We start from the raw sequence: 22,049 nt of genomic DNA, 5'->3' as shown, positions 1-22,049 counted from the left end.
ACTCGAATACGAGGGAAGGCTTTAGGTAATTTAAAAGATATTATTAAAGGGATAGGGATTCGTCTGCTTGATAATCGATAGCAGCAGCTCCTAAAGTTTTAGCTGCAAGCAACATGGCCTTTTCATCAAAGTCAAATTTCGGATGATGATGTGGGTAAGGCTGGGCAGGCATTGCGCCTGTAAAGAAAAATGTGCCAGGCACTTTTTCGAGATAGTAGGCAAAATCTTCTCCGCCCATTTGTGGAATGGATTCCACGACGCGTTGCGCTTCCGGTACACTTTCCGCCACCGTTTTCAAAAATTCCGTTTCAGCGGCATGATTGACAACAGCCGGATAGCCACGGTGGTAGGAGAACTCGATCGTACAATTATGCGCGAGCGCAGTACCATCTACTACACGCTTCATCTCTACTTCCATCAGGTCACGAATTTCCGGATTGAATGTTCGAACAGTACCACCTAAAGTTGCAGTGTCCGCGATGATGTTAAATGCATTTTCCGCAACGAACGAACCGATAGATAGTACTGCTGAGTCGATCGGGTTGACGCGACGTGAAACGAGTTGCTGTAAATTCATGACGAGTTGTGAAGCGATCACAATCGCATCTTTCGTCTCATGAGGAGATGCACCGTGACCGCCAGCCCCTTGTACTTTGATAGAGAAACGATCTGCGGCAGCCATAATAGGGCCTGTCAAATATTCGATCGTGCCAGCAGGTGTCATCGACCACAGATGTGTACCGAAAATGGCATCGACACCATCGAGGCAACCATCTTCAATCATTGAAATCGCCCCACCTGGCGCAAATTCTTCCGCATGCTGGTGAATAAATACGTATTCGCCGGCAAGGTCTTCCCGCAATTCATGGATTGCTTTTGCAACTTGAAGAAGGGTCGCTGTATGCCCATCGTGACCGCAAGCATGCATGACCCCAGGAATGGTTGATTTGTAAGGGACTTCTTTCTCGTCTTGAATCGGTAACGCATCAAAATCAGCACGCAGGGCAACCGTTTTACCAGGTCTGCCGCCTTTCACACGAGCGACGACTCCATTGCCGCCTACACCCGCACGGACTTCGATACCAAGATCTGCGTAAAAATCATGAATATATTGTGCAGTTTTCACTTCTTTAAAGGATAATTCGGGATGCATATGGAGATGACGTCGAATGACGACCATATCTTCATACGCACTATCTAATTTCTCGAATAATTGTTGTTTCATTAGTACTTCCCCTCTCGAAATAACAGTGGTGTTAATTTTTCTATTATAACAAATATCCGAAAAGGTCGCAAAGCACCGCAAAATCAATAAAGAGTATATGCTATCAATTAGAAATTTCCTCAGCCTGATTGAAAACGCTTGTCACGTGGAAGGCAGGCTAAAAGCGCGACGTCCTGTCGCAACGCCTGCATGACTCGCTTCCTGCGAGCCCGCGCGAAGTCGAGCGAAGACGCGAATAGAACTAAAGTTCATGAGCGGACGAGCGAATAAGGAAGGCATCCTAAGGGCGCCGCGTCCCGAAAGAAGGTGCCTTAATTTCTGCAAAGAGCACAGAAATACGGCAAATCGAACCCTCCGCTGTTCGATTGGCAACGGATGCATGACCTACTTCCTGTAGGCCTCAACAACGGATGCGAGCGTTTGTCAACAGGCTGAGCGTGACTGATAGAGTCACGCCTCGTCATCCTTTTCCTTCGAAATATAAGTCGTTATGGATGGGGCGCCTGAGAAAAGGTTGAGCGTGCTGTTGGCGCCTGTTTGGGTGGGGGCCGTCAAAAAGTGATCGAAAGATGAAGCGTTTTTCCACATGGTGTAAAACTGGTTGCCGGACCATTCCGTTAAGAAGATATACGTATCGGAATCGCGTGGACGCAACAAACGGAAAGCGATGAACCCAGGTTCGGCATCGAGCGTATTCGCACGCTCTTTAACGCGATGTTCGAAAACGGGGCGCCCTTCATCCGCAACAGGAATATGATGAAAGACGAAATAGCCGTTTTCTTCGAAGGCGCCGGAAGAAGCGACCACTTCAAAGCGGCGCGGTGTTTGGAACACCGTTTTGCCATTCGTTTCATGCAAGAGGACGGTCGTGCTTTCCCCATGTAACATAATCATCTGTTCCCGTGCATGTTTGGCTCTCAATTTTTCCATGAATTCAGGTGTACCGGACGTCATAAAAATATTCAATACCAAAACCTCCTTCAATCCTTATCATCCTATTTTCCCTTATTCAACAACTTAAAACAAATACGCCTTGGCGTATTTGTGTCCAGATTTTGAATTGAGCTTGAGGCCTACAGGAGGTAGGTCATGCAGTCGTTGCGAATCGAACAACGAAGGGTTCGATTTGCCGTATTTCTGCGATCTTTGCAGAAATTAAGGCACTTTCCTTTTAGGACGTCGCGAACTTAGACTGCCTTCATATTGACTCCTTTCAAAATCTGTGACATCCTCCGGAGGGTTTAACTTTATTCAGCAGGGATTTGACAACCACTTAAAATGAACATATATTTTGCCCGAACAAGCACTCGTATGAAGAAGGAAACCTTTGCTGAAGAAAGTTAAAACAATCCATGACAAACTGGTGTCGAACTCATGAAGAAAGGGAGCACAATTTTATGACAAACAGGACGAAACGCTATACATTACAAGGCAAAACGTCTATATTGAGTACGGATATGTAACACGTAATAGCGATTATATATGAAAGTGGGAATAGACGATATGACAACATTCAACGATACACTTCTGCGCGCGGCAAGAGGTGAAAAAATTGAACATACACCGGTTTGGTACATGCGACAGGCAGGGCGTTCACAACCTGAGTATTTGAAAATCAAAGAAAAGTACTCGCTGGAAGAAATTACGCACCAACCCGAGCTATGTGCATATGTCACAAAGCTTCCCGTCGACCAATATAACGTAGACGCGGCCATCCTTTACAAAGATATTGTCACTCCGCTTCCAGGATTAGGAATCGACGTGAAAATTAAAGCAGGCGTCGGTCCAGTCATCTCCAACCCAGTCCGTACTGTTCAAGATGTCCATAATCTTGGCGAGTTATCACCTGAAGACGACATTCCGTTCGTTCTTGAAACGATCAAAATGCTGACACAGGAGCAATTGAACGTTCCACTTATCGGCTTTGCAGGGGCTCCTTTCACGCTTGCAAGCTATATGATCGAAGGCGGTCCTTCGAAAAGCTATAACTTGACGAAATCATTTATGGTATCCGAACCAGAAGCATGGTTTGCGCTGATGGACAAGCTGGCGGATATGACGATTACGTACATCACTGCGCAAGTGAAGGCGGGGGCGAAAGCGATCCAGATCTTTGATTCATGGGTAGGGGCTTTGAACGTTTCCGATTACCGGATCTTCATTAAACCGGTCATGACACGCATTTTCACTGAACTACGTAAATTGAACGTTCCACTTATTACATTTGGTGTCGGTGCGAGCCATTTGGCGAATGAGTGGCATGATCTGCCAGTTGACGTTGTCGGTCTTGACTGGCGTTTGTCCATCAAGGAAGCGGAAGAGCGCGGTTTGACGAAGCCGTTGCAAGGAAACCTTGATCCGTCCTTGCTACTTGCAGATTGGAATATCATCGAAGAACGAGCAAAAGTGATTATTGAGCAAGGCGTCGAGCATGGTAGCCACATCTTCAACCTTGGACACGGCGTATTCCCGCAAGTGAAACCGGCCACACTGAAAAAGTTAACAGAACTAATTCATACTTATAGTGCACAATTGCGCAAATGATGTATTGATTGATTCAAACGAAGAGGTGAACAGAATGACAAAAAAAACAATGGGATTACTAGTAATGGCGTATGGCACGCCGTACAAAGAAGAGGATATCGAACCGTACTATACACATATTCGACACGGGCGTCCGCCGGCACCAGAGCAATTGGAAGATTTGCGGAACCGCTACGAAGCGATCGGCGGTATTTCACCGCTTGCACGCATTACCGAAGACCAAGCAAATGCGCTTTGCAACCGTCTGAATGAAGTGCAAGACGATATCGAATTCAAAGTGTATATCGGGTTAAAACATATTACACCATTCATCGAAGATGCAGTGGAAAAAATGCACCAGGATGGCATCGAAGAAGCGGTGTCGATTGTTTTGGCACCTCATTTCTCTACTTTTTCCGTCAAGTCCTATAACGGGCGTGCAAAAGAGGAAGCGGATAAGTATGGTATTGCGATCACATCGGTCGAAAGTTGGTACAAACAACCGAAATTTATCGATTACTGGGCAGGTAAAGTGCGCAGCACATTCGATAGCATGCGCGACGAAGAACGGGCAGCAGCATGTCTCATCGTATCGGCACACTCCTTGCCAGAAAAGATTTTGGCAAACGGCGATCCGTATGCAGATCAGCTGAAAGAGACGGCAGATTTGATTGCAGAAGCAGCTGGTGTGAAACACTATGAAGTCGGCTGGCAAAGTGAAGGGCAGACGCCTGAACCATGGCTTGGTCCGGATGTACAGGACTTGACACGAAACTTGCACACTGAAAAAGGCTATCAAGCATTCGTCTACACACCGGTCGGCTTTGTGTCCGATCATCTTGAAGTGCTGTACGACAATGATTATGAATGCAAAGTCGTCTGTGATGATATTGGTGCTGCCTATTATCGTCCGGAGATGCCGAATATCAATCCGTTATTTGTGGATGCCATGGTGGACGCAGTATTCGATAAAATGAAGGAAGCCTAAAAATGACAGAAGAAAGTGATGATGGACATGGAAAGACGAAACAAAAAAGTCGTCATCGTCGGCGGAGGGATCACCGGCCTCTCTGCGGCGTTCTACATGCAGAAAGAAGCGCGTGAGAAAGGGCTTCCGCTCGATGTCACCCTTGTCGAAGCGGCAAATCGGCTCGGTGGAAAAATCCAGACGGTCCGGCGAGACGGTTTTGTCATCGAGCGTGGTCCGGATTCATTTCTCATACGGAAAAAAAGCATGGGCATTCTGGCGGAAGATGTCGGGGTTGCAGGAGAACTCGTAAGGAATGCGACCGGGCAAGCCTATGTGCTGGTCAATGGCGAGCTCCATCCGATTCCGGGAGGCTCCATCATGGGTGTCCCGACAGAAATCGGCCCTTTCTTGAAAACAGGCTTATTTTCATTGGCAGGGAAATTACGGGCGGCAGGCGATTTTGTCCTGCCACGCTCAGCCATTCAAGGGGATCAATCATTGGGCGGTTTTTTCCGTCGCCGTTTCGGTGGAGAAGTCGTTGAAAATCTGATTGAACCGCTGTTATCCGGCGTCTACGCAGGCGACATCGACCATATGAGCTTGGAATCGACATTTCCGCAGTTTTACGAAGTGGAAAAGAAGCATCGAAGCCTCATACTCGGCATGAAAAAGTCGACTCCGAAAAAATTGCCACAAAAGAACAGTCATAGCTCGAAAAAGGAAGGGGTCTTCCATACATTCCGGAACGGCCTTGAAACACTTGTCGAAGCGGTGGAACAAAAACTGGAACCGGGATCGGTCATGAAAGGCGTCCGGATCGAAGCGATCAAAGAGCCTGCAACTCCAGGTGGAAAGACTGTCCTTGAATTGAATGGCGGACAGCAACTGGAAGCGGATGCGGTCATCTTGACAACAGGCCATGAAATGGCGGGCCGCTTATTTGCGCCTTATGGATTGTTGCAAGATTTGCGTGCGATTCCGACTACATCTGTGGCGACAGTTGCGCTAGCGTTTCCAGAAGCAGCGGTCGTACAGGATAGGGAAGGAACAGGCTTCCTCGTTTCCAGAAGCAGCGATTATTCCATTACAGCCTGCACATGGACGCATCGGAAATGGCCGACAACAACGCCGGAAGGTAAAATTCTCTTGCGGGCATTCGTCGGCCGAGTAGGCGACGAAGCCATCGTCGACCTATCCGATGCGGAAATCGAAAAAATTGTCCTCGCCGACCTTAACAAAATCATGACGATCAAAGGAAAACCTGATTTTACCATTATCACCCGCTGGAAAGAAGACCGTCCGCAATACCGAGTCGGTCACAAACAACGGATTGCAGAAGCCCGCGAAGAGCTGAAAGCGCGTTTCCCGCAAGTCAAACTAGCTGGCGCTTCCTACAACGGCGTCGGTTTACCCGATTGCATCGATCAAGGAAGAGTTGCAGTCCGTGAAGTATTAGAAGATCTATTTGAATGACATGAACCAGAGCCTTTATTCCATTGTGAATGGGGCTTTTTTTATTGCCATGAACAGGAGGAGCTCTGATCAATGAAGAAGCTCTAATTGTTGCATCCGGACAAATTGCGTTTTTGTTCTAGTTCGAAAAGCCTATTCTCGTAGAAGAATGACGGGAATGAGGCGAATGGGGGTATAAGACTTAAAAAGAGAAATTGCGAAAAGAGGATATGAGATGAAAAAACTTCTATTTGTGCTGTTGTGTGCCACTTTATGGCTGACAGGTTGTGGTAAGGATATTGGACCGATGCCGGAAGACGAATTTCTCGTCATTGCACATCGCGGTGCGTCTGCATATGTACCGGAAAATACATTGGCTTCGTATGAGTTGGCGGAAGATCTGGATGCCGATTATATTGAATTGGATATTCATCTGACGAAAGACGGAGAAATGGTCGTCATGCATGACCAAGATGTCGAGAGCACGATGAATGCCAGTGGTAAAATTAGCGAATTCACTTTAGAGGAACTAAAGAAACTATCAAAAAAATCTCGCTATCAGGACGACGAAGGGATGGCAGCAAAGGGACAGGCGGAAATGTATGCAGTGCCGGCACTGCGTGAAGTGTTCGACCAATTCGAAGATCGGATGAATTTCATCATCGAACTAAAGAATCCGGAAGACTATCCAGGGATTGAAGAAAAGTTAATGGATCTATTGGAAGCAAATGACATGATTGGATCGGATGAAGATGGACATCCGAAAGCCGTGATTCAATCGTTTAGCGAAGAAGGGCTTGAAAAGATACATGCGTTGAATCCGAAAATCCCGCTTTTAAGACTGATCTCTTTTGAAGAAGGAGAAGAAGCCCAGTTAACCACAGAGGAAATAGAGAAGTTACAAACTTACGCGGCAGGAATCGGCGTCAGTTATGAAGCTTTAACAGAGCCATTTATCAGCTATATGCAGCAACAAGGGCTCGTTGTATATGCATACACGGTGAATGATCAAGAAACAGCACTCCGCATGAAGGACCTCGATGCAAACGGCATTCATACAGACCGTCCCGATATTCTGGAAAAATAAAAGTGAACGCAACCCCGAATCCCGGCTCTCTACGAGGAGTCCGACATTCGGGGTTGCGTTCAAATGGGTGTGCCAGATTATAAAATATTACAGGAGTCACATTTATTCCCGTAGCATTCATGCTGTTCTTCGATTTCCTTGCCGCATGACGTGCAGATTTTAGGTGGTAGGTTCTTAAAAAACTCGATGATGTTTTCAAGCATTGCAATTCCCTCCTTTTTTATAGTGTATTAGTACTCGCATTATCGTGTGCGTTGTATTAGTACAGAAAGTGTGAAAAAATTAAAGGTTGTTACAAGTGTCACATTTGTTGCCATAGCACTCGTGCTGTTCTTCGATTTCCTTGCCACAAGACGTACAAACTTTAGCCGGCAGATTTTTAAAAAACTCGATGATGTTTTCAAGCATTCCAATCCCTACTTTCTCTGTTGTATTATGACTATGTTAATAATCTATTGATGTAGTAGTACAGGTATTACAAAAAATATTAAAGCATATTACAGGAATCGCATTGATTGCCATAGCATTCGTGTTGCTCTTCGATTTCTTTACCACAAGACGTACAAACTTTAGCTGGTAGATTTTTAAAAAACTCGATAATGTTTTCAAGCATTCCAATCCCTACTCTCTCTGTTGTATTATGACTATGTTAATAATCTATTGATGTAGTAGTACAGATATTACAAAAAAATATTAAAGTATGTTACAGGAATCGCATTGATTGCCATAGCACTCGTGTTGCTCTTCGATTTCTTTTCCACAAGACGTACAAACTTTAGCTGGTAGACTTTTAAAAAACTCGATGATGTTTTCAAGCATTCCAATCCCTACTTTCTCTTTTGTATTATGACTATGTTAATAATCTATTGATGTAGTAGTACAGCTATTACAAAAAAATATTAAAGCATATTACAGGAATCGCATTGATTGCCATAGCACTCGTGTTGCTCTTCGATTTCCTTGCCGCAAGACGTACAAACTTTAGCCGGTAGATTTTTAAAAAACTCGATGATGTTTTCAAGCATTCAAGATCTCTCCTTTTGCTAGCGTATTCGTATGCAGTTTAAAAAATTGAAGGATGTTACAAGCTTCACATATATGTCCGTGGCATGTAGTCGGTTCGCCAATTTCTTTTCCACAAATGATACAAAATTGGGTTGGAAGAGTGATTAAGAAGTCCAAGTTGTTTTCCAGGAAGATGTCCCTCACTCCTTATTTGTACTATAACTTAAATCGATATTAGTAGTGTATTATAACAGTTGATCGAATGTCAACACTTTTCTTTACTTTTCAGATAAAATAGGACTGAAGCCCAATTTAAGTTAAGGAGCGATTATATTGTATTTCATTGACAATAAAGGTATTACAGATCCTCGCATCAATCTCGCAATCGAAGAGTATGCGTTAAAAACGATGGATATAGACAAAGATTCCTATTTGCTGTTCTACATCAACGAACCGTCGATCATCATCGGGAGAAACCAAAACACGGTGGAGGAAATTGACACAGATTATGTGGATACGAATGGCATTCATGTTGTTCGCAGATTATCGGGTGGAGGAGCAGTCTATCACGATTTGGGCAATTTGAATTTCAGTTTTATCACGAAAGATGACGGGGAGTCATTCCGCAACTTTAAAAAGTTCACAGAACCCGTTGTACAAGCATTGGCCGAAATGGGCGTGAAAGCGGAATTGCTTGGCCGGAATGATATCTTGGTCGAAGGGCGCAAGATTTCGGGGAATGCACAATTCTCGACAAACGGCCGCATGTTCAGTCATGGAACGCTGATGTTCGATACGGAAATCGAACGCGTTGTGAAAGCGTTAAAAGTTCGAAAAGATAAAATTGAATCGAAAGGTATCAAATCGATCCGCAGCCGGGTCGCCAATATTTCTGAATTTCTCGAAGAGCCGATGACGATTGAACAGTTCCGAATGGAAGTTTTGAAATCGATTTTCGGTGGAGAAGAGAAGATTCAATATATGGAGCTGACGGAAGACGATTGGACAAAGATCCGTGAATTATCCGCTGAGCGCTACGCAAACTGGGATTGGAATTATGGGAAATCGCCGAAATTCAACATGCAGCATTCGCATCGTTTCCCGGTTGGCGGCATCGATGTCCGCTTGCAAGTAAACAAAGGCATCATCGAAGACGTCAACATCTTCGGCGACTTTTTCGGAGTAGGCGATGTGGCCGAGATTGAGGAAAAGCTCAAAGGTGTTCAATATGATCGACAATCGATTGGCGAAGCACTCGCTCCAATCGAAATCACCACATACTTGGGCGGCATCACAAAAGAAGAATTTTTGCAATTGATTTATTGATAGAAATTAAGGAGCCTGACAATGCGTCAGGCTTTTTGGATTGGTGGAGTTTGTTTTTACGCGAGCTAGCTGCTATGAAAGTGATCAAACATCGTAGCACGCGCTCATACCTCCGCGCGAGCGATCAACCTTTGAATCAAGCGCTCATAACCTCGCGCAGGCGATCAATCTTCGAATCAAGCGCTCATAAATCCACGCGGGCGATCAACCCATGAATCAAGCGCTCATACCTCCGCGCAAGTGATCAACCCATGAATCAAGCGCTCATAACCCCGCGCGGGCGATCAATCTTCGAATCAAGCGCTCAAACTCTCGCGTGAGTGATCAAACATCGAATCAAGTGCTCATACCTCCGCGCAAGTGATCAACCCATGAATCAAGCGCTCATAACCCCGCGCAGGCGATCAATCCTCGAATCAAGCGCTCAAACTCTCGCGTGGGCGATCAAGCCTTGAATTAAGCGCTCATAACCCCGCGCGGGCGATCAATCTTCGAATCAAGCGCTCAAACTCTCGCGTGAGTGATCAACCCATGAATCAAGCGCTCATACCTCCGCGCAAGTGATCAACCCATGAATCAAGCGCTCATAACCCCGCGCGGGCGATCAATCTTCGAATCAAGCGCTCAAACTCTCGCGTGGGCGATCAACCCATGAATCAAGCGCTCATAACCCCGCGCGGGCGATCAATCCTCGAATCAAGCGCTCAAACTCTCGCGTGGGCGATCAACCCATGAATCAAGCGCTCATACCTCCGCGCAAGTGATCAACCCATGAATCAAGCGCTCATAACCCCGCACGGGCGATCAATCTTCGAATCAAGCGCCTATACTCTCGCGTGAGTGATCAAACATCGAATCAAGCGCTCATAACCCCGCGCGGGCGATCAATCTTCGAATCAAGCGCTCAAACTCTCGTGTGAGTGATCAAACATCGAATCAAGTGCTCATACCTCCGCGCAAGTGATCAACCCATGAATCACGCGCTCATAACCCCGCGCGGGCGATCAACCTATGAATCAAGCGCTCATAACCCTGCCCAAGCGATCAATCCCCATATCACGCGCTCAAACTCCACTCCAAACCCAACTCCCCAAGCAATCAACCCCCAACTTATTTCCGCTTTTTAGGTTATAATGAGAGGAAGTGTGAAAGGGGATTGAACGATGGACAAGCATCGCATATTCATAGTGGAGGACGATAAGAAAATCGCCCAGCTATTGGCAGATACATTACGGAAATATCAATATGATGTTGCAATTGTAGAGGACTTTGAACAAGTGACGGAAGAGTGTATGGCATTTGATCCACATATGATTTTGTTGGATATTAATTTGCCTTCTTATGATGGGTATTATTGGTGTCGTGAGTTGCGGCAGCATACGACGTGTCCGATTATTTTCATTTCAGCGCGATCGGGGGATATGGATCAGGTGTTTGCGCTGGAAAACGGTGGGGATGATTTTATTACGAAACCTTTTCATTATGAAATCGTCCTTGCCAAAATACGGAGCCATTTGCGCAGGACGTTCGGAGAGTATGCGCCGAATCAGGCGGAGCGGACGGTGAAGGTGGGCGCGTTGAATTTATTCATTGAACGGATGGAGTTGCATGTCCGGGATAATGTTGTGCCGTTGCAGAAAAAGGAGAGCGTCATTTTGGAATTGTTGCTGGAGGCGTCGCCGAAGATCGTGTCGCGGGAAAAGTTGTTGGAGGAGTTATGGGACGATCAGTCTTTTGTGGATGAAAATACGTTGAATGTCAATATGACGCGCGTGCGGAAAAAGTTGGCGGATTACGGTATCCAGTCCTCCATTGAAACGGTGCGTGGTGCGGGTTACCGGTTCATGATCGCACCGGAGGAATCATGAAAAAGTTTACGATGTTTATCCAGGAACATATGTCGTTCATGGTGTTCCAATTGTTTCTTGTGTTGTTTATCATGTTCCTTTATTGGTTGGACGGGTTTCGGAATTTCAATACGGCGGTATACTCGATCAGTATGAGCATGCTGTTGACGGCGGGTTATCTCGTCGGCAAATTTATCATGCGGCGTTCCATTTATGCGACCATTACGCAAAAACCGGAAAAGATGGAGGATGCGCTGATCCGGCATGGGCAATCGCCCGAGCACCGACAGATGATGGCGTTCACAAGGGAATTGTACAAAATCTATCAAAATGAAGTGCAAACCTTGTATGCTTCCCAACATCGTCAGCTGCAATTCATGAATCAATGGGTGCACCAGATGAAAACGCCGATTTCAGTCATCGGTCTGCTCCTGCAGGAAAAAGGGGAGTTGGATCGGGACAGTCTCACGGAAGAAATCGAGAAAATCCGTCGGGGCCTCGATACTGTACTTGTCAATGCGCGCCTTGAGACATTTGAACAGGATATGCAGATTGAAAGAGTCGGCTTGAAAATGTTGGTGCAAGAAATTGTCAATGAACATAAGCGGCTTTTCATCACCAATGGGGTGTTTCCCGTCATTTCAATCGACGACAACTATACTGTGGCCACCGATATGAAGTGGATGAAATTCGTCATCGGGCAATTTATCACCAATGCGGTGAAGTATACATTTGAACGAGGAAAGAAAGTGCATATTGACGCTGCGCGTACAGCTGAAGGTCTTCAACTTACCGTCCGTGATGAAGGCGTCGGCATTCCGTCATCGGATTTGAAGCGCATTACGAAACCGTTCTTTACGGGTGAAAACGGACGGTTGACAGGTGAATCGACCGGGATGGGGTTGTATATTGCATCGGAAGTATGTCAGCGGCTTGGCCATCGACTCGCAATCGACTCGGAATTGGGGGCTGGTACGACAGTGACCGTATTATTTGAAAATGGAGAGGCGGGTGAGCGGGATGACACGGAAGACGATCGTCGAACTGACGGAAGTGACGAAGATCTATGAAGGGAAAGTGATGCACAGGGCATTGAACCGCCTCGATTTTGAAGTGGAGGAAGGGGAATTTGTCGCGGTCATGGGTCCTTCAGGAAGTGGCAAGACGACCTTGTTGAATTTGATTTCGACGATTGCGGTGCCGACATACGGCCGCTTGATGATCGACGGCATTGAACCGGAAGCGCTGAAACAAAATGACTTGGCCCTTTTCAGACGGCGGAATCTCGGCTTCGTCTTTCAAGATATCAATTTGCTGCAAATGCTGACCGTGGAAGAGAATCTTGTCTTGCCGCTTACGCTTGACGGATTGCCCGTGAAGGAAATGGAAAAACGTGTGGCGGAATTGACAGAACGGCTTGATTTACAAGATATTTTGAATCGCAGGCCGGATGAGTTGTCGGGCGGACAAGCGCAACGGACGGCAATCGGCCGTGCCTTGATCCATAAACCGAAAATTATTTTGGCGGATGAGCCGACCGGGAATCTCGATTCGAAATCAGCCAGAGATGTGCTTGAATTGCTCAGCCAAATCAATCAAATCGAGAAAACGACCGTCATTATGGTGACGCATGATCCGATTGCTGCCAGTTATTGCGATCGGGTAATGTTCATCAAAGACGGCGAGTTTTTCAACGAAATATATAAAGATGAGCGGCGTCAGACGTTTTTCCAACGCATTTTGAACGTACTCTCGCTTCTTGGGGGCAATGTCAATGACCTTTCGACAGTTCGCCTACCGTAATGTCATGCGCAACAGCCGGAGTTACGCCGCATTTTTCATGGCGAGTATTTTCTCCGTCATGGTGTTTTTTCTCTATTCCATGCTATTGTTCCATCCATCCATTGAAGGCCGTTTTTTACAGGAAGTCGCCATCATGGGAATGGGCGGGGCGGAACTCATTTTGTACATTTTCACTGTGTTTTTCCTGTTCTATTCACTGCGGGCTTTTCTGCAAGCGCGCTCGAAAGAATTTGGCATTCTGCTTCATTTAGGGATGGAAAAAAGGCAATTGAACCGGCTCATCTTCCTGGAAACGATGATTATCGGTATGGTGTCCATCGCTGCGGGAACGGTTCTCGGTTATATGTTTTCAAAATTCTTCTTTATGATCGTCCGGGAAATTGTGCTGTTGCCGGCCTTGCCGCTCTATTTGTCCTGGGAACCGTTCGCTTTGACAATCGGTGCTTTCCTAAGCTTATTTGGCATCATTTCGTATGTCGCACCTGTTTTTATCCGTACAGGGGAAGTGGCAGAATTGATTCAAGGAGAAGCGGGAAATCACGAGGCGCATGGCTATTCGAAGAGCCGGGGCTATCTCGGATTGCTCTTTCTCGGTTTGGCTTATGCGATGGCAGCCGCGTCGGGCAATGTTGTTATCATTAGACTCCTCTTTTTATTGCCCCCGCTGGCGACAATTGGAACCTTTTACTTTTTTAATGATTCCTTGCCGATGTTGCTGCAAACGATCCGCAATCGAAAACGATTATATTGGCATCATTTTTGGTTGCTCTCCATTTCGGAAGGCGTTGTCCGGTTGCGTGAAAATGCCCGCATGTTTTTCATCGTAACACTCGTGTCGACGATTGCGTTCATGTCGGTCGGCATTCTTGCATCCTTGACTTCTTTCGCTTCCCAATACCGGGAAATGCATCCACTCGGACTTGTCTATAAAAGTGAACCGGAAAATGAGTTGGAGCGGCAACATATCGGACAGCTCGTCGAGGAGCTGAATGTGCAAAAAATCGATTTTTCTTTAATACGGTTCCATGTATTGCAACAGACTTCCTCTTTTACGCAGAATCGTGTTGCCATCTTGAAACAGTCCAATGTTGATATGCTCGCCCATTCGTTCGGCTATCCCGAGCTAGAACTGGATCCGGGGGAAGCGATCTTTCTGCCGCCTTCCGCTTCATCCTATGATCAGCTGAAAGATCAGACCGTCCGGACACAGCTCGTGGAAAGTGATGTCCATATCCGGATAACAGGGGCATATCCTTATCATTTATTTACATCCTATTCCATCGGGACGAACGCCATCATTTTAAACAATAATGATTATGATAAAGTGCTGGAAAGTGTTTATACCAAAAATCTACCATCCTTTACGTATTATGCGTTCAACGTACCTGAATGGCAGTCGACAAAAGAAATTGGACGTTCCATTGATGCCACCGTGACGGAAACGTTTTTGACAAGTGATGCGGAGCCCTTGCCCTATACATTTGAAAATCCGGGCTTGAACTATTCGGTCATCCGAACGACATTTTCCTTGTTATTGTTCATCGGCTTACTGCTTGCGGCGGTCTTTTTCCTGGCAGCTGGAAGTTTCATCTATTTCAGGTTGTATACATCGCTGGAACGTGATCGGAAACAGTTCGACGTATTGCGTCGCATGGGTCTGACAGATCGCGAATTCAAAAAAATCGTCAATCGGCAATTGATCCCGCAATTTTTCTTCCCGTGGGGCGTCGCATTGGTCCATAGTTCGTTTGCATTTCTTACGTTGCAAGTCATCTGGGATGCGCTTGCGGAAATTTCGATTGTGAAAGAACTGACACTCGTCCTCGCCGGCTTTACGGTCATGCAAATTTGTTATTTTTATCTCATTCGCTGGCGTTATCTTGCGCATATTAAAGCAACTGGTTGAGATTCGGCGTCCGCGAATGAACAATCCCCCTTGCTAGCTGGCAAGGGGGATCTTGTCATTTAGTGACTTGGCGTATTACCACCAACAGCAACGTCTGCGATTTCGCTGTTCACGGCAAGGGTTGCAGCGATCCCGATCGAAGTTTGACCGCTCATTGCAATCAGCCAGTCGATGCCTGAATGTAAAAGTCGGTTGTGTGTTGGAGTTGCAACATCTTCTGTCATTGCTCGGCCGTTGTTGTCCGCAGCCACAACCTCTATTGCTCGGCCGCTGCTGTCCGCAACCGCAACCTCTGTTGCTTGGCCGTTGTTGTCCACAACCGCAACGATTGTTGCCGGAACGTTGAAAATCATTGTCAAAAAAAAGTGACATGTCCAAACCTCCTTTCCGAATAAGTAGAGAAAGGAAGTGGGAGCTTTCGAGATTTACCACAAAACACTTTCCCTCTCTTTAACGTACGTGGTTGTACTAGAAAGACAGGAGACAAAAGCGTATGTAGGAAAAATATATTATTTTCAGTAATGGTTAATAAGCAAGAATTTGTTTTGTGAAAGAGATAAAGTCATTCAAGTGCTCTTCAATAATCTTTTGTAAAATCGTAATGTTGATCGTTTGATAATCATGGACGGCGATATTGCGGAACCCGACCATCGCTTTCATGTTAGCGGCAATATCTTCAGTAATCACGTTGTTGGTAAGTAATAGATCGAATGCTTCCCTGCTTTTTTGAGGGATCCCAAATTGTTTGATTGCCGAAACGTGCATGGCCAAGTCAATGCACGCTTCACATGCACGTTGGATATTCAGTACGATTGAGTCCTGTTTGGTAAAATCGGATAAGTTATCAGGATTGTCATGATAGACTTCTTTGATCCGTTCTAAACATCTTTCAATCACGCTAATTTTATTCAGAATCACATCACTCACCATAGACTGACCCCGTTTCAATGATTTTATCGAGTATCGGCTGCCGTTCTTCGTTCAGTCGTGCGTACATGCTGTACGTACGCATATGCAGTTCCATCCGCAAGTTTTCGTTTTGGGAATAAATGACTTCACCTGTTGAAAAGATTTGCGCGGCAAAAACTGTGGAGGCTTCTTTCAAGTCGACAAGATCGACTTCGAGTCCGATCAGGTCTGCTAATTGTTGTGCAATCATAAACAGTTCATAGGAAGAAAAGGATTGATTCTCGCAGTAGAAAGCGACGTCCAAATCGCTTTCGCTATGCGTCGTCCCTTTTGCATATGAACCGAAAACAATGAGGAAAGCGGGATCTAATTTTTCACTAAGAAACGTACGGACCTGCTGGAAGGTTTTATCATGCATCCAGATCACTCCCTGTATATGGTCCTTTCAGTATACCAAAAACGGGCTTTTTATTCCCACGATTAAAGGGAAGTTGTTCCGAATGGCGAAATAAGTAGATGAAGTATTAGTAAGGGGGAATTACCGTTGGGTAAACGTAAACTGCAAGTGGAGGATCTATTCAAATTACACTCTGTGACGAATCCGCGATTGTCGCCGGACGGCAAGGAAGCCGTGTTTGTGAAAACACATATGGACGAAAAGGACAATAAATATGTGTCGAATGTCTATCACGTCGATTTGACAGCGAATGAAGTGACACAATGGACATATGGAAACAATCATGTCTCATCGCCGCAATGGTCTGCGGACGGCAAGTTTATCGCGTTTTTGTCAAACCGTGAAGAAAACAATCAAGTGTACACCATGTCGACAAAGGGCGGCGAAGCGAAAAAACTGACGTCGTTCGATAAAGGGGTGTCGAGCTTCCTTTGGTCCCCGTGTGGCCAGAAAATCTGGGTCAATGCTGCTGTCAAAGAAGGCAAGACATGGACAGATAAAGAAGAAAAAGAGGAGAAGCAAAAACCGGAACCGTACCGCGTCACAAAGATGAAGTACAAGATGGACGGAGCGGGACTATTGCCACAAGATACATTCCAGCAAATCGGGGCGGTCGAACTTGCAACAGGCGAAGTGACCCAGTTCACCGAAGGCAATCATCAACACACGCTACACGCTGTCTCACACGATGGGAAGAAACTTGTCATCGGCGTTAATCGGAACAAAAATCAGGATTTGGAATTCCGCCAACCGTTATTGTTGGTCGACGTGGAGACGAAAGAAGAGACCGTGCTCATCGATGAGGAAGGCTTTTATGGCGGTGCGCGGTTTTCACCGGACGATCGATACATTGCCTTCGTCGGGAAAGACCAAACATTTTACAATGCGACACATTCGTATGTATATGTCTACGATATCGAAGACGGCATGCGCATGAATTTGACGGAAAGTCTTGATGCGCCGGTTGGGGACTATGTCGTGGCAGATCATCAGCAAGGGGTGAATGCACCGGCAGTCAGTTGGACAAAACATAACCAACTTTATTTCCAATTGTCGACGATGGGGGATGTGCGCCTCTATTTTGCAACGCTGGAAGGGGAGCTCTATCCGGCTTCTCCGGAAAACGAACATATTTATGACTATGCCATTTCGGCGGATGGCGAATTTGCGCTTGTTGCGGTCACGGATGCAACCAATCCAGGCGAATTGTACAAGCAGACGATCACAACGGGCGAACGGATTGCCCTCACTTCATTCAACCAAAGTTATTTGGAGGAAGTGGAACTTGTTGAACCGCAAGCAATAACCTATACAAGCACGTCAGAGTTGGATGTGCATGGCTGGCTCATGAAACCGGCGGGCTATGAAGAAGGGAAAAAATATCCGCTCATCGTCGAAATCCATGGCGGACCGCATACGATGTATGGCAACTCCTTTTTCCATGAAATGCAATTGCTGGCGGCACAAGGCTACGGCGTGCTCTACGTCAATCCGCGCGGCAGTCACGGCTATAGCCAGTCATTTGCCAATGCGGTTCGCGGCGAGTATGGCGTCGGTGATTATGAAGATATTATGGCAGGGCTCGACGCGGTCATCGAGGAAAACGATTGGATCGACACGGGTCGCCTCGGCGTAACGGGCGGCAGTTACGGCGGCTTTATGACGAATTGGATCGTCAGCCATACGAATCGCTTTAAAGTGGCGGTCACACTGCGCTCGATTTCAAACTGGGTTAGCTTTTACGGCGTCTCTGATATTGGTTATTATTTCAGTGAGTGGCAAATCCAAGCAGATATGAACGACGTCGACAAGCTTTGGGATCATTCACCTTTAAAATATGCGGAAAACGTGGAAACACCGCTGCTTATCTTACATTCGGAAAATGATCTCCGCTGCCCGATCGAACAGGCAGAACAATTGTACATCACATTGAAAAGAATGGGGAAAGAAACGGAATTCGTCCGCTTCCCAAAGGCCGACCACAATCTATCACGCACCGGCATCCCTAACTTGCGCATCGCTCGGTTGAACGAAATCATCGATTGGTTTGCGAAATATTTGTAAGATGAAATAACAGGGCTATCCGGAAAGTCAATGAGAAAAGACTTTCTGGATAGCCCTTTCTTATTAAGTGGGAAGCGTTGTGAAGTTTTACTAGAGCATTGCCAACTTTATTTTGGGATATTATTAAGTTACTTAAAAGTCACACTTCCATCCACCTAACCCTTTTATTTCCCTGACTGCATATTCCAAACTCCAATGAATGCGCTTACTTTACGGAATGTCACAAAACAGACACAAATGGTTTCTTTTCCATATTCATTATTGCCGACAAGTCATCTACGATTGAACTAACATAAGTTTTTGGGAGTGACACAAATGGAAGAGGTAATGGAATATCGGGTCGAAAAAGATTTTATCGGTGAAAAATATGTACCGATCGATGCGTACTATGGCATTCAGACATTGCGTGCGGTCGAGAACTTCCCGATTACGGGGTATCAAGTCGATAAGCAGTTGATCAAAGCGATTGCGATTGTCAAAAAATCCGCCGCACAAGCAAACGAAGCGGTCGGACAATTGGATAAATCGATTGCGCGTGCGATCATCCAAGCTGCCGATGAAATCATTGCGGGACAATTCCACGATCAATTTATCGTCGATCCGATTCAGGGCGGCGCAGGAACATCCATGAACATGAACGCAAACGAAGTCATCGCCAACCGGGCACTTGAATTGTTGGGCCATTCAAAAGGGGATTACGCGACAATCAGTCCGAACACGCATGTCAACATGGCACAGTCCACGAACGATGCGTTCCCGACAGCGATCCATATTGCCGTGTTGGCAAAAGTGCAACAGCTTCTTACAGTCATGGACGAGCTTCATGGAACATTTTTGAAAAAAGCGGAAGAATTCCAGCCTTATTTGAAAATGGGTCGGACGCATTTACAAGATGCAGTTCCTATCCGTTTAGGACAAGAATTCGAAGCATATGCAAGAGTATTCCAACGTGATATTGAGCGCATTAGCGGCTCGAGACAGCACCTCTATGAAGTGAATATGGGCGCGACTGCTGTTGGGACAGGGCTAAATGCAGATCCACTCTATATTGAAAAAGTAGTGGAATGCTTAACGACGAATAGCGGGATGGCGTTGGAATCAGCGGATCACCTTGTAGATGCCACGCAAAATACGGATGCATATGTCCAAGTTTCTGCTGCATTGCGCGGTTGCATGGTCAATATGTCAAAAATCGCTAACGATTTACGTTTAATGGCTTCGGGTCCGAGAGCGGGACTAACCGAAATTTCATTGCCGGCACGTCAACCGGGTTCGTCCATCATGCCAGGAAAAGTCAACCCGGTCATGGCGGAAGTGATGAACCAAGTTGCGTTCCAAGTGATGGGGAATGACCAAACGATTTGTTTGGCATCCGAAGCGGGTCAGTTTGAATTGAATGTCATGGAGCCGGTGCTTGTTTTCAACTTGCTCCAATCCATCGACATCATGACCAATGTCTTCACAGCTTTCCGTAACTATTGTTTAGACGGCATTCAAGCGAATGTCGAGCAGATGGAAGCATACGTACAGAAAAGCATCGGCATTATCACAGCTATCAATCCGCATGTCGGCTACGAGGCGGCGAGTCGCATTGCAGGGCTGGCGATGGAAACCGGTCGACCAATCCGTGAACTCTGTATTGAAAACGGCCTGTTAACAGCAGAAGAACTGGACATCATTTTACATCCAGTTGAAATGACAAACCCAGGCATCTCCGGTAAAGAATTATTGGAGAAAAAAGGACTTGTGCAAGCGTGAAAATAGGGGGAGCAGCTGACTCGTTCAGCTGCTCTCTTTTTGTTTGAATCAATACCAAAAAGATTTAACAAGTTGAAAGAATGGTATACTTAAATAAATGGAAAAGATTACATGACCAACAATGCTTTGGAGGGGAACCTTATGGCTGTACATAATGTAATGGAAGAAATCGTGCAAGAAGTACTTGTCAATTACAAACAACAATTCAACTTATCTTGCGAATGTGAACGGTGTCTAGACGATATTAAAGCTATCGCATTGAACCAGTTGCCACCCCGTTACATTACAAAAGACTCGCATATTCCTTATGTACGAGCCCCGCATACAGCGGATCGGCAAGGCGTGACCAATGTATTGATGACCGTGACAAAAGCAGCGAGCCTTGTGTCCGACAATCCGCGCTGCAAATAAATAAGTGTCATAGGAACGGGGCTATCTTTTGGAGGTAGCCTCTTTCATTTGAAATAGCAAGTGCAAACCTTCCAAATCGCGCGCTCAAACTTTGTCTCAAGTGCTCATACATCATCCTCCGCGCTCAAACTATTCTCTTAAGTGATCATACATCGCCTCCCACGCTCAAACCTTTTCACAAGTGCTCATACTTCGTTCCTCGCGCTCAAACCAACTTTCAAGTGGTCATACTTCATCACACGCGCTCAATCCCAAAATTAGGAGCTCATTCCATCGCTTCGCGAGCTCAAACTTTAAATCAAGCGCTCATAAACTCCCCCCAACCGATCATAACTCCCTCTATCCAACCCCAAAAAGAGGAAGGCAGCAACGCCTTCCTCTACTCATACACTCTTTTCCGCAATTGAATTTCAACAAGCTCATCGATTAAAAATCCCTAAAGTCTCATTTAAATTACGATTTACATGTTGGACAAGCAAATGATCGCCTTTTTGCCGGATGTCGTGGTTGATGAAGGTCATCATTTCTTTGGCGATGTCCGTATCTTCCAGCATGGAGAGCGATTTGGTCAAATTCGTTTCAAACAACATTGCATTTTGCAGATGATGCTCGATCGCTTCCATATCGGAACCGATTCTCGTCAAATGGCTGCTCACGATTTGAATCGCATCATCCATTCGCGAAATCAGCGACTCGGCATCACCTTGGCTCAATAAGGAAGCATCTTGAATACCTAGTGCGGCTGTCCCTACGTCAACAAGGTCGACAGTGATTTGCTGTGTCGGGTTTGCGCCGACTTGCAAGATGAGCGGCGCATCATCCCCAAGGATTTTCATCGTGTTGAATTCCAGCCTTTCCGCTGTATCGTCGATGGCTCCCATCAATTGGGTGAGCTCTTTTTCACTCGCAAGTCGGTCCTGATCCGTCAAGGTCCCGTTGGCGCTCAGTACTGCCAGTTCCCGTGCGCGTTGCAACAATCCGTTGACATTGTTCAAGCCTTCATTGGACGCTTCCAACACCGAAAGGCCGTCCTGCATATTGCGCTGCGCTTGGGAAAGGCCCCTCACTTGCGCCCGCATCGTCTCAGAAATGGCAAGTCCTGCCGCATTGTCGCTACCTTTCGCAATCTTTAACCCGGAAGCGAGCTTCTGGATGCTTTTTTCAATTTGATTGGCATTCCGATTGGCACGATTCGTCGAAATTGCGATTTGTTCCTGACTGTGGATGCGCATGTTTTCACCCCTAACCTAAAGGAAATTCTTTTTACACTTTCTATATCGGTCTTTCTACTTACAATTGAACAAAT

The 22,049-nt window shown here is 46.1% G+C and carries 23 protein-coding genes; 12 read left to right on the top strand and 11 right to left on the bottom strand.

Going from position 1 to position 22,049, the window contains the following annotated elements; genetic code table 11:
* Positions 1 to 43: 43 nt before the first annotated feature.
* Both MHZ95_RS03690 and MHZ95_RS03685 read right to left on the bottom strand, forming a co-directional pair.
* A complete protein-coding gene (locus tag MHZ95_RS03690; protein ID WP_239389135.1) occupies positions 44 to 1,225 on the bottom strand; it encodes a M20 metallopeptidase family protein in 1,182 nt (393 codons plus the stop codon).
* A gap of 450 nt (positions 1,226 to 1,675) precedes the next feature.
* Positions 1,676 to 2,191: an antibiotic biosynthesis monooxygenase family protein gene (locus tag MHZ95_RS03685; RefSeq protein ID WP_239389134.1), complete on the bottom strand. Its 516-nt coding sequence runs from the start codon at positions 2,189 to 2,191 to the stop codon at positions 1,676 to 1,678.
* A gap of 537 nt (positions 2,192 to 2,728) precedes the next feature.
* Here MHZ95_RS03685 and hemE point away from each other — a divergent pair.
* The 4 genes from hemE (at position 2,729) to MHZ95_RS03665 (ending at position 7,257) form a co-directional block, all read left to right on the top strand.
* Complete coding sequence (gene hemE / locus MHZ95_RS03680) at positions 2,729 to 3,769, top strand: uroporphyrinogen decarboxylase (RefSeq protein ID WP_239389133.1); 1,041 nt, start codon at positions 2,729 to 2,731, stop codon at positions 3,767 to 3,769.
* A 34-nt stretch (positions 3,770 to 3,803) separates the two neighbouring features.
* Positions 3,804 to 4,736, top strand: a complete 933-nt coding sequence (hemH, locus tag MHZ95_RS03675) for a ferrochelatase (protein WP_239389132.1) — start codon at positions 3,804 to 3,806, stop codon at positions 4,734 to 4,736.
* 27 nt (positions 4,737 to 4,763) lie between these two features.
* The gene (gene hemY / locus MHZ95_RS03670; RefSeq protein WP_239389200.1) at positions 4,764 to 6,191 is read left to right on the top strand and encodes a protoporphyrinogen oxidase; all 1,428 of its coding nucleotides are present in this window, start codon (positions 4,764 to 4,766) and stop codon (positions 6,189 to 6,191) included.
* A 214-nt stretch (positions 6,192 to 6,405) separates the two neighbouring features.
* Positions 6,406 to 7,257, top strand: coding sequence for a glycerophosphodiester phosphodiesterase family protein (locus MHZ95_RS03665; protein ID WP_239389131.1), 852 nt, complete (start codon positions 6,406 to 6,408; stop codon positions 7,255 to 7,257).
* Between the two features lie 77 nt (positions 7,258 to 7,334).
* On the opposite strand, the gene yhfH (MHZ95_RS03660) is transcribed toward MHZ95_RS03665, so the two are convergent.
* From yhfH (MHZ95_RS03660) to yhfH (MHZ95_RS03640), 5 genes are all read right to left on the bottom strand, one after another.
* A complete protein-coding gene (gene yhfH, locus MHZ95_RS03660; RefSeq protein WP_239389130.1) occupies positions 7,335 to 7,460 on the bottom strand; it encodes a protein YhfH in 126 nt (41 codons plus the stop codon).
* A 79-nt stretch (positions 7,461 to 7,539) separates the two neighbouring features.
* Positions 7,540 to 7,665: a protein YhfH gene (yhfH, locus tag MHZ95_RS03655; RefSeq protein ID WP_239389129.1), complete on the bottom strand. Its 126-nt coding sequence runs from the start codon at positions 7,663 to 7,665 to the stop codon at positions 7,540 to 7,542.
* Positions 7,666 to 7,744: 79 nt separating this feature from the next.
* Positions 7,745 to 7,870: a protein YhfH gene (yhfH, locus tag MHZ95_RS03650; RefSeq protein ID WP_239389127.1), complete on the bottom strand. Its 126-nt coding sequence runs from the start codon at positions 7,868 to 7,870 to the stop codon at positions 7,745 to 7,747.
* Between the two features lie 80 nt (positions 7,871 to 7,950).
* Complete coding sequence (gene yhfH / locus MHZ95_RS03645) at positions 7,951 to 8,076, bottom strand: protein YhfH (RefSeq protein ID WP_239389128.1); 126 nt, start codon at positions 8,074 to 8,076, stop codon at positions 7,951 to 7,953.
* Between the two features lie 80 nt (positions 8,077 to 8,156).
* Positions 8,157 to 8,282, bottom strand: coding sequence for a protein YhfH (gene yhfH, locus MHZ95_RS03640; RefSeq protein WP_239389127.1), 126 nt, complete (start codon positions 8,280 to 8,282; stop codon positions 8,157 to 8,159).
* 313 nt (positions 8,283 to 8,595) lie between these two features.
* Here yhfH (MHZ95_RS03640) and lplA point away from each other — a divergent pair, with 313 nt between their 5' ends.
* From lplA to MHZ95_RS03615, 5 genes are all read left to right on the top strand, one after another.
* On the top strand, positions 8,596 to 9,588 hold the full coding sequence (gene lplA / locus MHZ95_RS03635) for a lipoate--protein ligase (protein ID WP_239389126.1): 993 nt from the start codon (positions 8,596 to 8,598) through the stop codon (positions 9,586 to 9,588).
* A gap of 1,163 nt (positions 9,589 to 10,751) precedes the next feature.
* The gene (locus MHZ95_RS03630; RefSeq protein WP_239389125.1) at positions 10,752 to 11,456 is read left to right on the top strand and encodes a response regulator transcription factor; all 705 of its coding nucleotides are present in this window, start codon (positions 10,752 to 10,754) and stop codon (positions 11,454 to 11,456) included.
* Positions 11,453 to 12,505 carry a sensor histidine kinase gene (locus tag MHZ95_RS03625; RefSeq protein ID WP_239389124.1) on the top strand — a complete coding sequence of 351 codons (1,053 nt, stop codon included), beginning with the start codon at positions 11,453 to 11,455 and terminating at the stop codon, positions 12,503 to 12,505. The genes MHZ95_RS03630 and MHZ95_RS03625 overlap by 4 nt, the downstream gene beginning before the upstream one ends.
* A complete protein-coding gene (locus MHZ95_RS03620) occupies positions 12,456 to 13,238 on the top strand; it encodes an ABC transporter ATP-binding protein (protein WP_239389123.1) in 783 nt (260 codons plus the stop codon). Before MHZ95_RS03625 ends, MHZ95_RS03620 begins: the two co-directional genes overlap by 50 nt.
* Entirely contained in the window at positions 13,210 to 15,144 is a 1,935-nt protein-coding gene (locus MHZ95_RS03615) for an FtsX-like permease family protein (protein ID WP_239389122.1), read from the top strand. Before MHZ95_RS03620 ends, MHZ95_RS03615 begins: the two co-directional genes overlap by 29 nt.
* Before the next feature lie 59 nt (positions 15,145 to 15,203).
* Here the strand turns inward: MHZ95_RS03615 and MHZ95_RS03610 are convergent, their stop codons facing one another.
* The 3 genes from MHZ95_RS03610 to mntA form a co-directional block, all read right to left on the bottom strand.
* On the bottom strand, positions 15,204 to 15,503 hold the full coding sequence (locus MHZ95_RS03610) for a hypothetical protein (RefSeq protein ID WP_239389121.1): 300 nt from the start codon (positions 15,501 to 15,503) through the stop codon (positions 15,204 to 15,206).
* Positions 15,504 to 15,669: 166 nt separating this feature from the next.
* The gene (gene hepT, locus MHZ95_RS03605; protein ID WP_239389120.1) at positions 15,670 to 16,074 is read right to left on the bottom strand and encodes a type VII toxin-antitoxin system HepT family RNase toxin; all 405 of its coding nucleotides are present in this window, start codon (positions 16,072 to 16,074) and stop codon (positions 15,670 to 15,672) included.
* Positions 16,064 to 16,471 (bottom strand): type VII toxin-antitoxin system MntA family adenylyltransferase antitoxin, encoded by a 408-nt coding sequence (gene mntA / locus MHZ95_RS03600; RefSeq protein ID WP_239389119.1) that lies wholly within the window; start codon positions 16,469 to 16,471, stop codon positions 16,064 to 16,066. Before mntA ends, hepT begins: the two co-directional genes overlap by 11 nt.
* 126 nt (positions 16,472 to 16,597) lie before the next feature.
* Here mntA and MHZ95_RS03595 point away from each other — a divergent pair, with 126 nt between their 5' ends.
* From MHZ95_RS03595 to MHZ95_RS03585, 3 genes are all read left to right on the top strand, one after another.
* Positions 16,598 to 18,574: a S9 family peptidase gene (locus tag MHZ95_RS03595; RefSeq protein ID WP_239389118.1), complete on the top strand. Its 1,977-nt coding sequence runs from the start codon at positions 16,598 to 16,600 to the stop codon at positions 18,572 to 18,574.
* A 315-nt stretch (positions 18,575 to 18,889) separates the two neighbouring features.
* On the top strand, positions 18,890 to 20,332 hold the full coding sequence (gene aspA, locus MHZ95_RS03590) for an aspartate ammonia-lyase (RefSeq protein ID WP_239389117.1): 1,443 nt from the start codon (positions 18,890 to 18,892) through the stop codon (positions 20,330 to 20,332).
* 141 nt (positions 20,333 to 20,473) lie between these two features.
* A complete protein-coding gene (locus tag MHZ95_RS03585) occupies positions 20,474 to 20,743 on the top strand; it encodes a late competence development ComFB family protein (RefSeq protein WP_239389116.1) in 270 nt (89 codons plus the stop codon).
* A gap of 419 nt (positions 20,744 to 21,162) precedes the next feature.
* Here MHZ95_RS03585 and MHZ95_RS03580 read toward each other — a convergent pair whose 3' ends face one another.
* Complete coding sequence (locus MHZ95_RS03580) at positions 21,163 to 21,975, bottom strand: flagellin (RefSeq protein WP_239389115.1); 813 nt, start codon at positions 21,973 to 21,975, stop codon at positions 21,163 to 21,165.
* Between the last annotated feature and the right edge of the window lie 74 nt (positions 21,976 to 22,049).

The organism is Sporosarcina sp. ACRSM, from assembly GCF_022346545.1.
GTDB lineage: Bacteria > Bacillota > Bacilli > Bacillales_A > Planococcaceae > Sporosarcina.
The sequence above is the reverse complement of the archived record's forward strand: the minus strand, read 5'-3'. Positions and strand labels throughout refer to the sequence as shown.

Coding starts and splice junctions, on each gene's coding strand:
- MHZ95_RS03690 (WP_239389135.1), bottom strand. CDS start 1,225: ATGAAACAACAATTATTCGAGAAATTAGATAGTGCGTATGAAGATATG.
- hemE (WP_239389133.1), top strand. CDS start 2,729: ATGACAACATTCAACGATACACTTCTGCGCGCGGCAAGAGGTGAAAAA.
- hemH (WP_239389132.1), top strand. CDS start 3,804: ATGACAAAAAAAACAATGGGATTACTAGTAATGGCGTATGGCACGCCG.
- hemY (WP_239389200.1), top strand. CDS start 4,764: ATGGAAAGACGAAACAAAAAAGTCGTCATCGTCGGCGGAGGGATCACC.
- MHZ95_RS03665 (WP_239389131.1), top strand. CDS start 6,406: ATGAAAAAACTTCTATTTGTGCTGTTGTGTGCCACTTTATGGCTGACA.
- yhfH (WP_239389130.1), bottom strand. CDS start 7,460: ATGCTTGAAAACATCATCGAGTTTTTTAAGAACCTACCACCTAAAATC.
- yhfH (WP_239389129.1), bottom strand. CDS start 7,665: ATGCTTGAAAACATCATCGAGTTTTTTAAAAATCTGCCGGCTAAAGTT.
- yhfH (WP_239389127.1), bottom strand. CDS start 7,870: ATGCTTGAAAACATTATCGAGTTTTTTAAAAATCTACCAGCTAAAGTT.
- yhfH (WP_239389128.1), bottom strand. CDS start 8,076: ATGCTTGAAAACATCATCGAGTTTTTTAAAAGTCTACCAGCTAAAGTT.
- yhfH (WP_239389127.1), bottom strand. CDS start 8,282: ATGCTTGAAAACATCATCGAGTTTTTTAAAAATCTACCGGCTAAAGTT.
- MHZ95_RS03630 (WP_239389125.1), top strand. CDS start 10,752: ATGGACAAGCATCGCATATTCATAGTGGAGGACGATAAGAAAATCGCC.
- MHZ95_RS03625 (WP_239389124.1), top strand. CDS start 11,453: ATGAAAAAGTTTACGATGTTTATCCAGGAACATATGTCGTTCATGGTG.
- MHZ95_RS03620 (WP_239389123.1), top strand. CDS start 12,456: ATGACACGGAAGACGATCGTCGAACTGACGGAAGTGACGAAGATCTAT.
- MHZ95_RS03615 (WP_239389122.1), top strand. CDS start 13,210: ATGACCTTTCGACAGTTCGCCTACCGTAATGTCATGCGCAACAGCCGG.
- hepT (WP_239389120.1), bottom strand. CDS start 16,074: ATGGTGAGTGATGTGATTCTGAATAAAATTAGCGTGATTGAAAGATGT.
- mntA (WP_239389119.1), bottom strand. CDS start 16,471: ATGCATGATAAAACCTTCCAGCAGGTCCGTACGTTTCTTAGTGAAAAA.
- aspA (WP_239389117.1), top strand. CDS start 18,890: ATGGAAGAGGTAATGGAATATCGGGTCGAAAAAGATTTTATCGGTGAA.
- MHZ95_RS03585 (WP_239389116.1), top strand. CDS start 20,474: ATGGCTGTACATAATGTAATGGAAGAAATCGTGCAAGAAGTACTTGTC.
- MHZ95_RS03580 (WP_239389115.1), bottom strand. CDS start 21,975: ATGCGCATCCACAGTCAGGAACAAATCGCAATTTCGACGAATCGTGCC.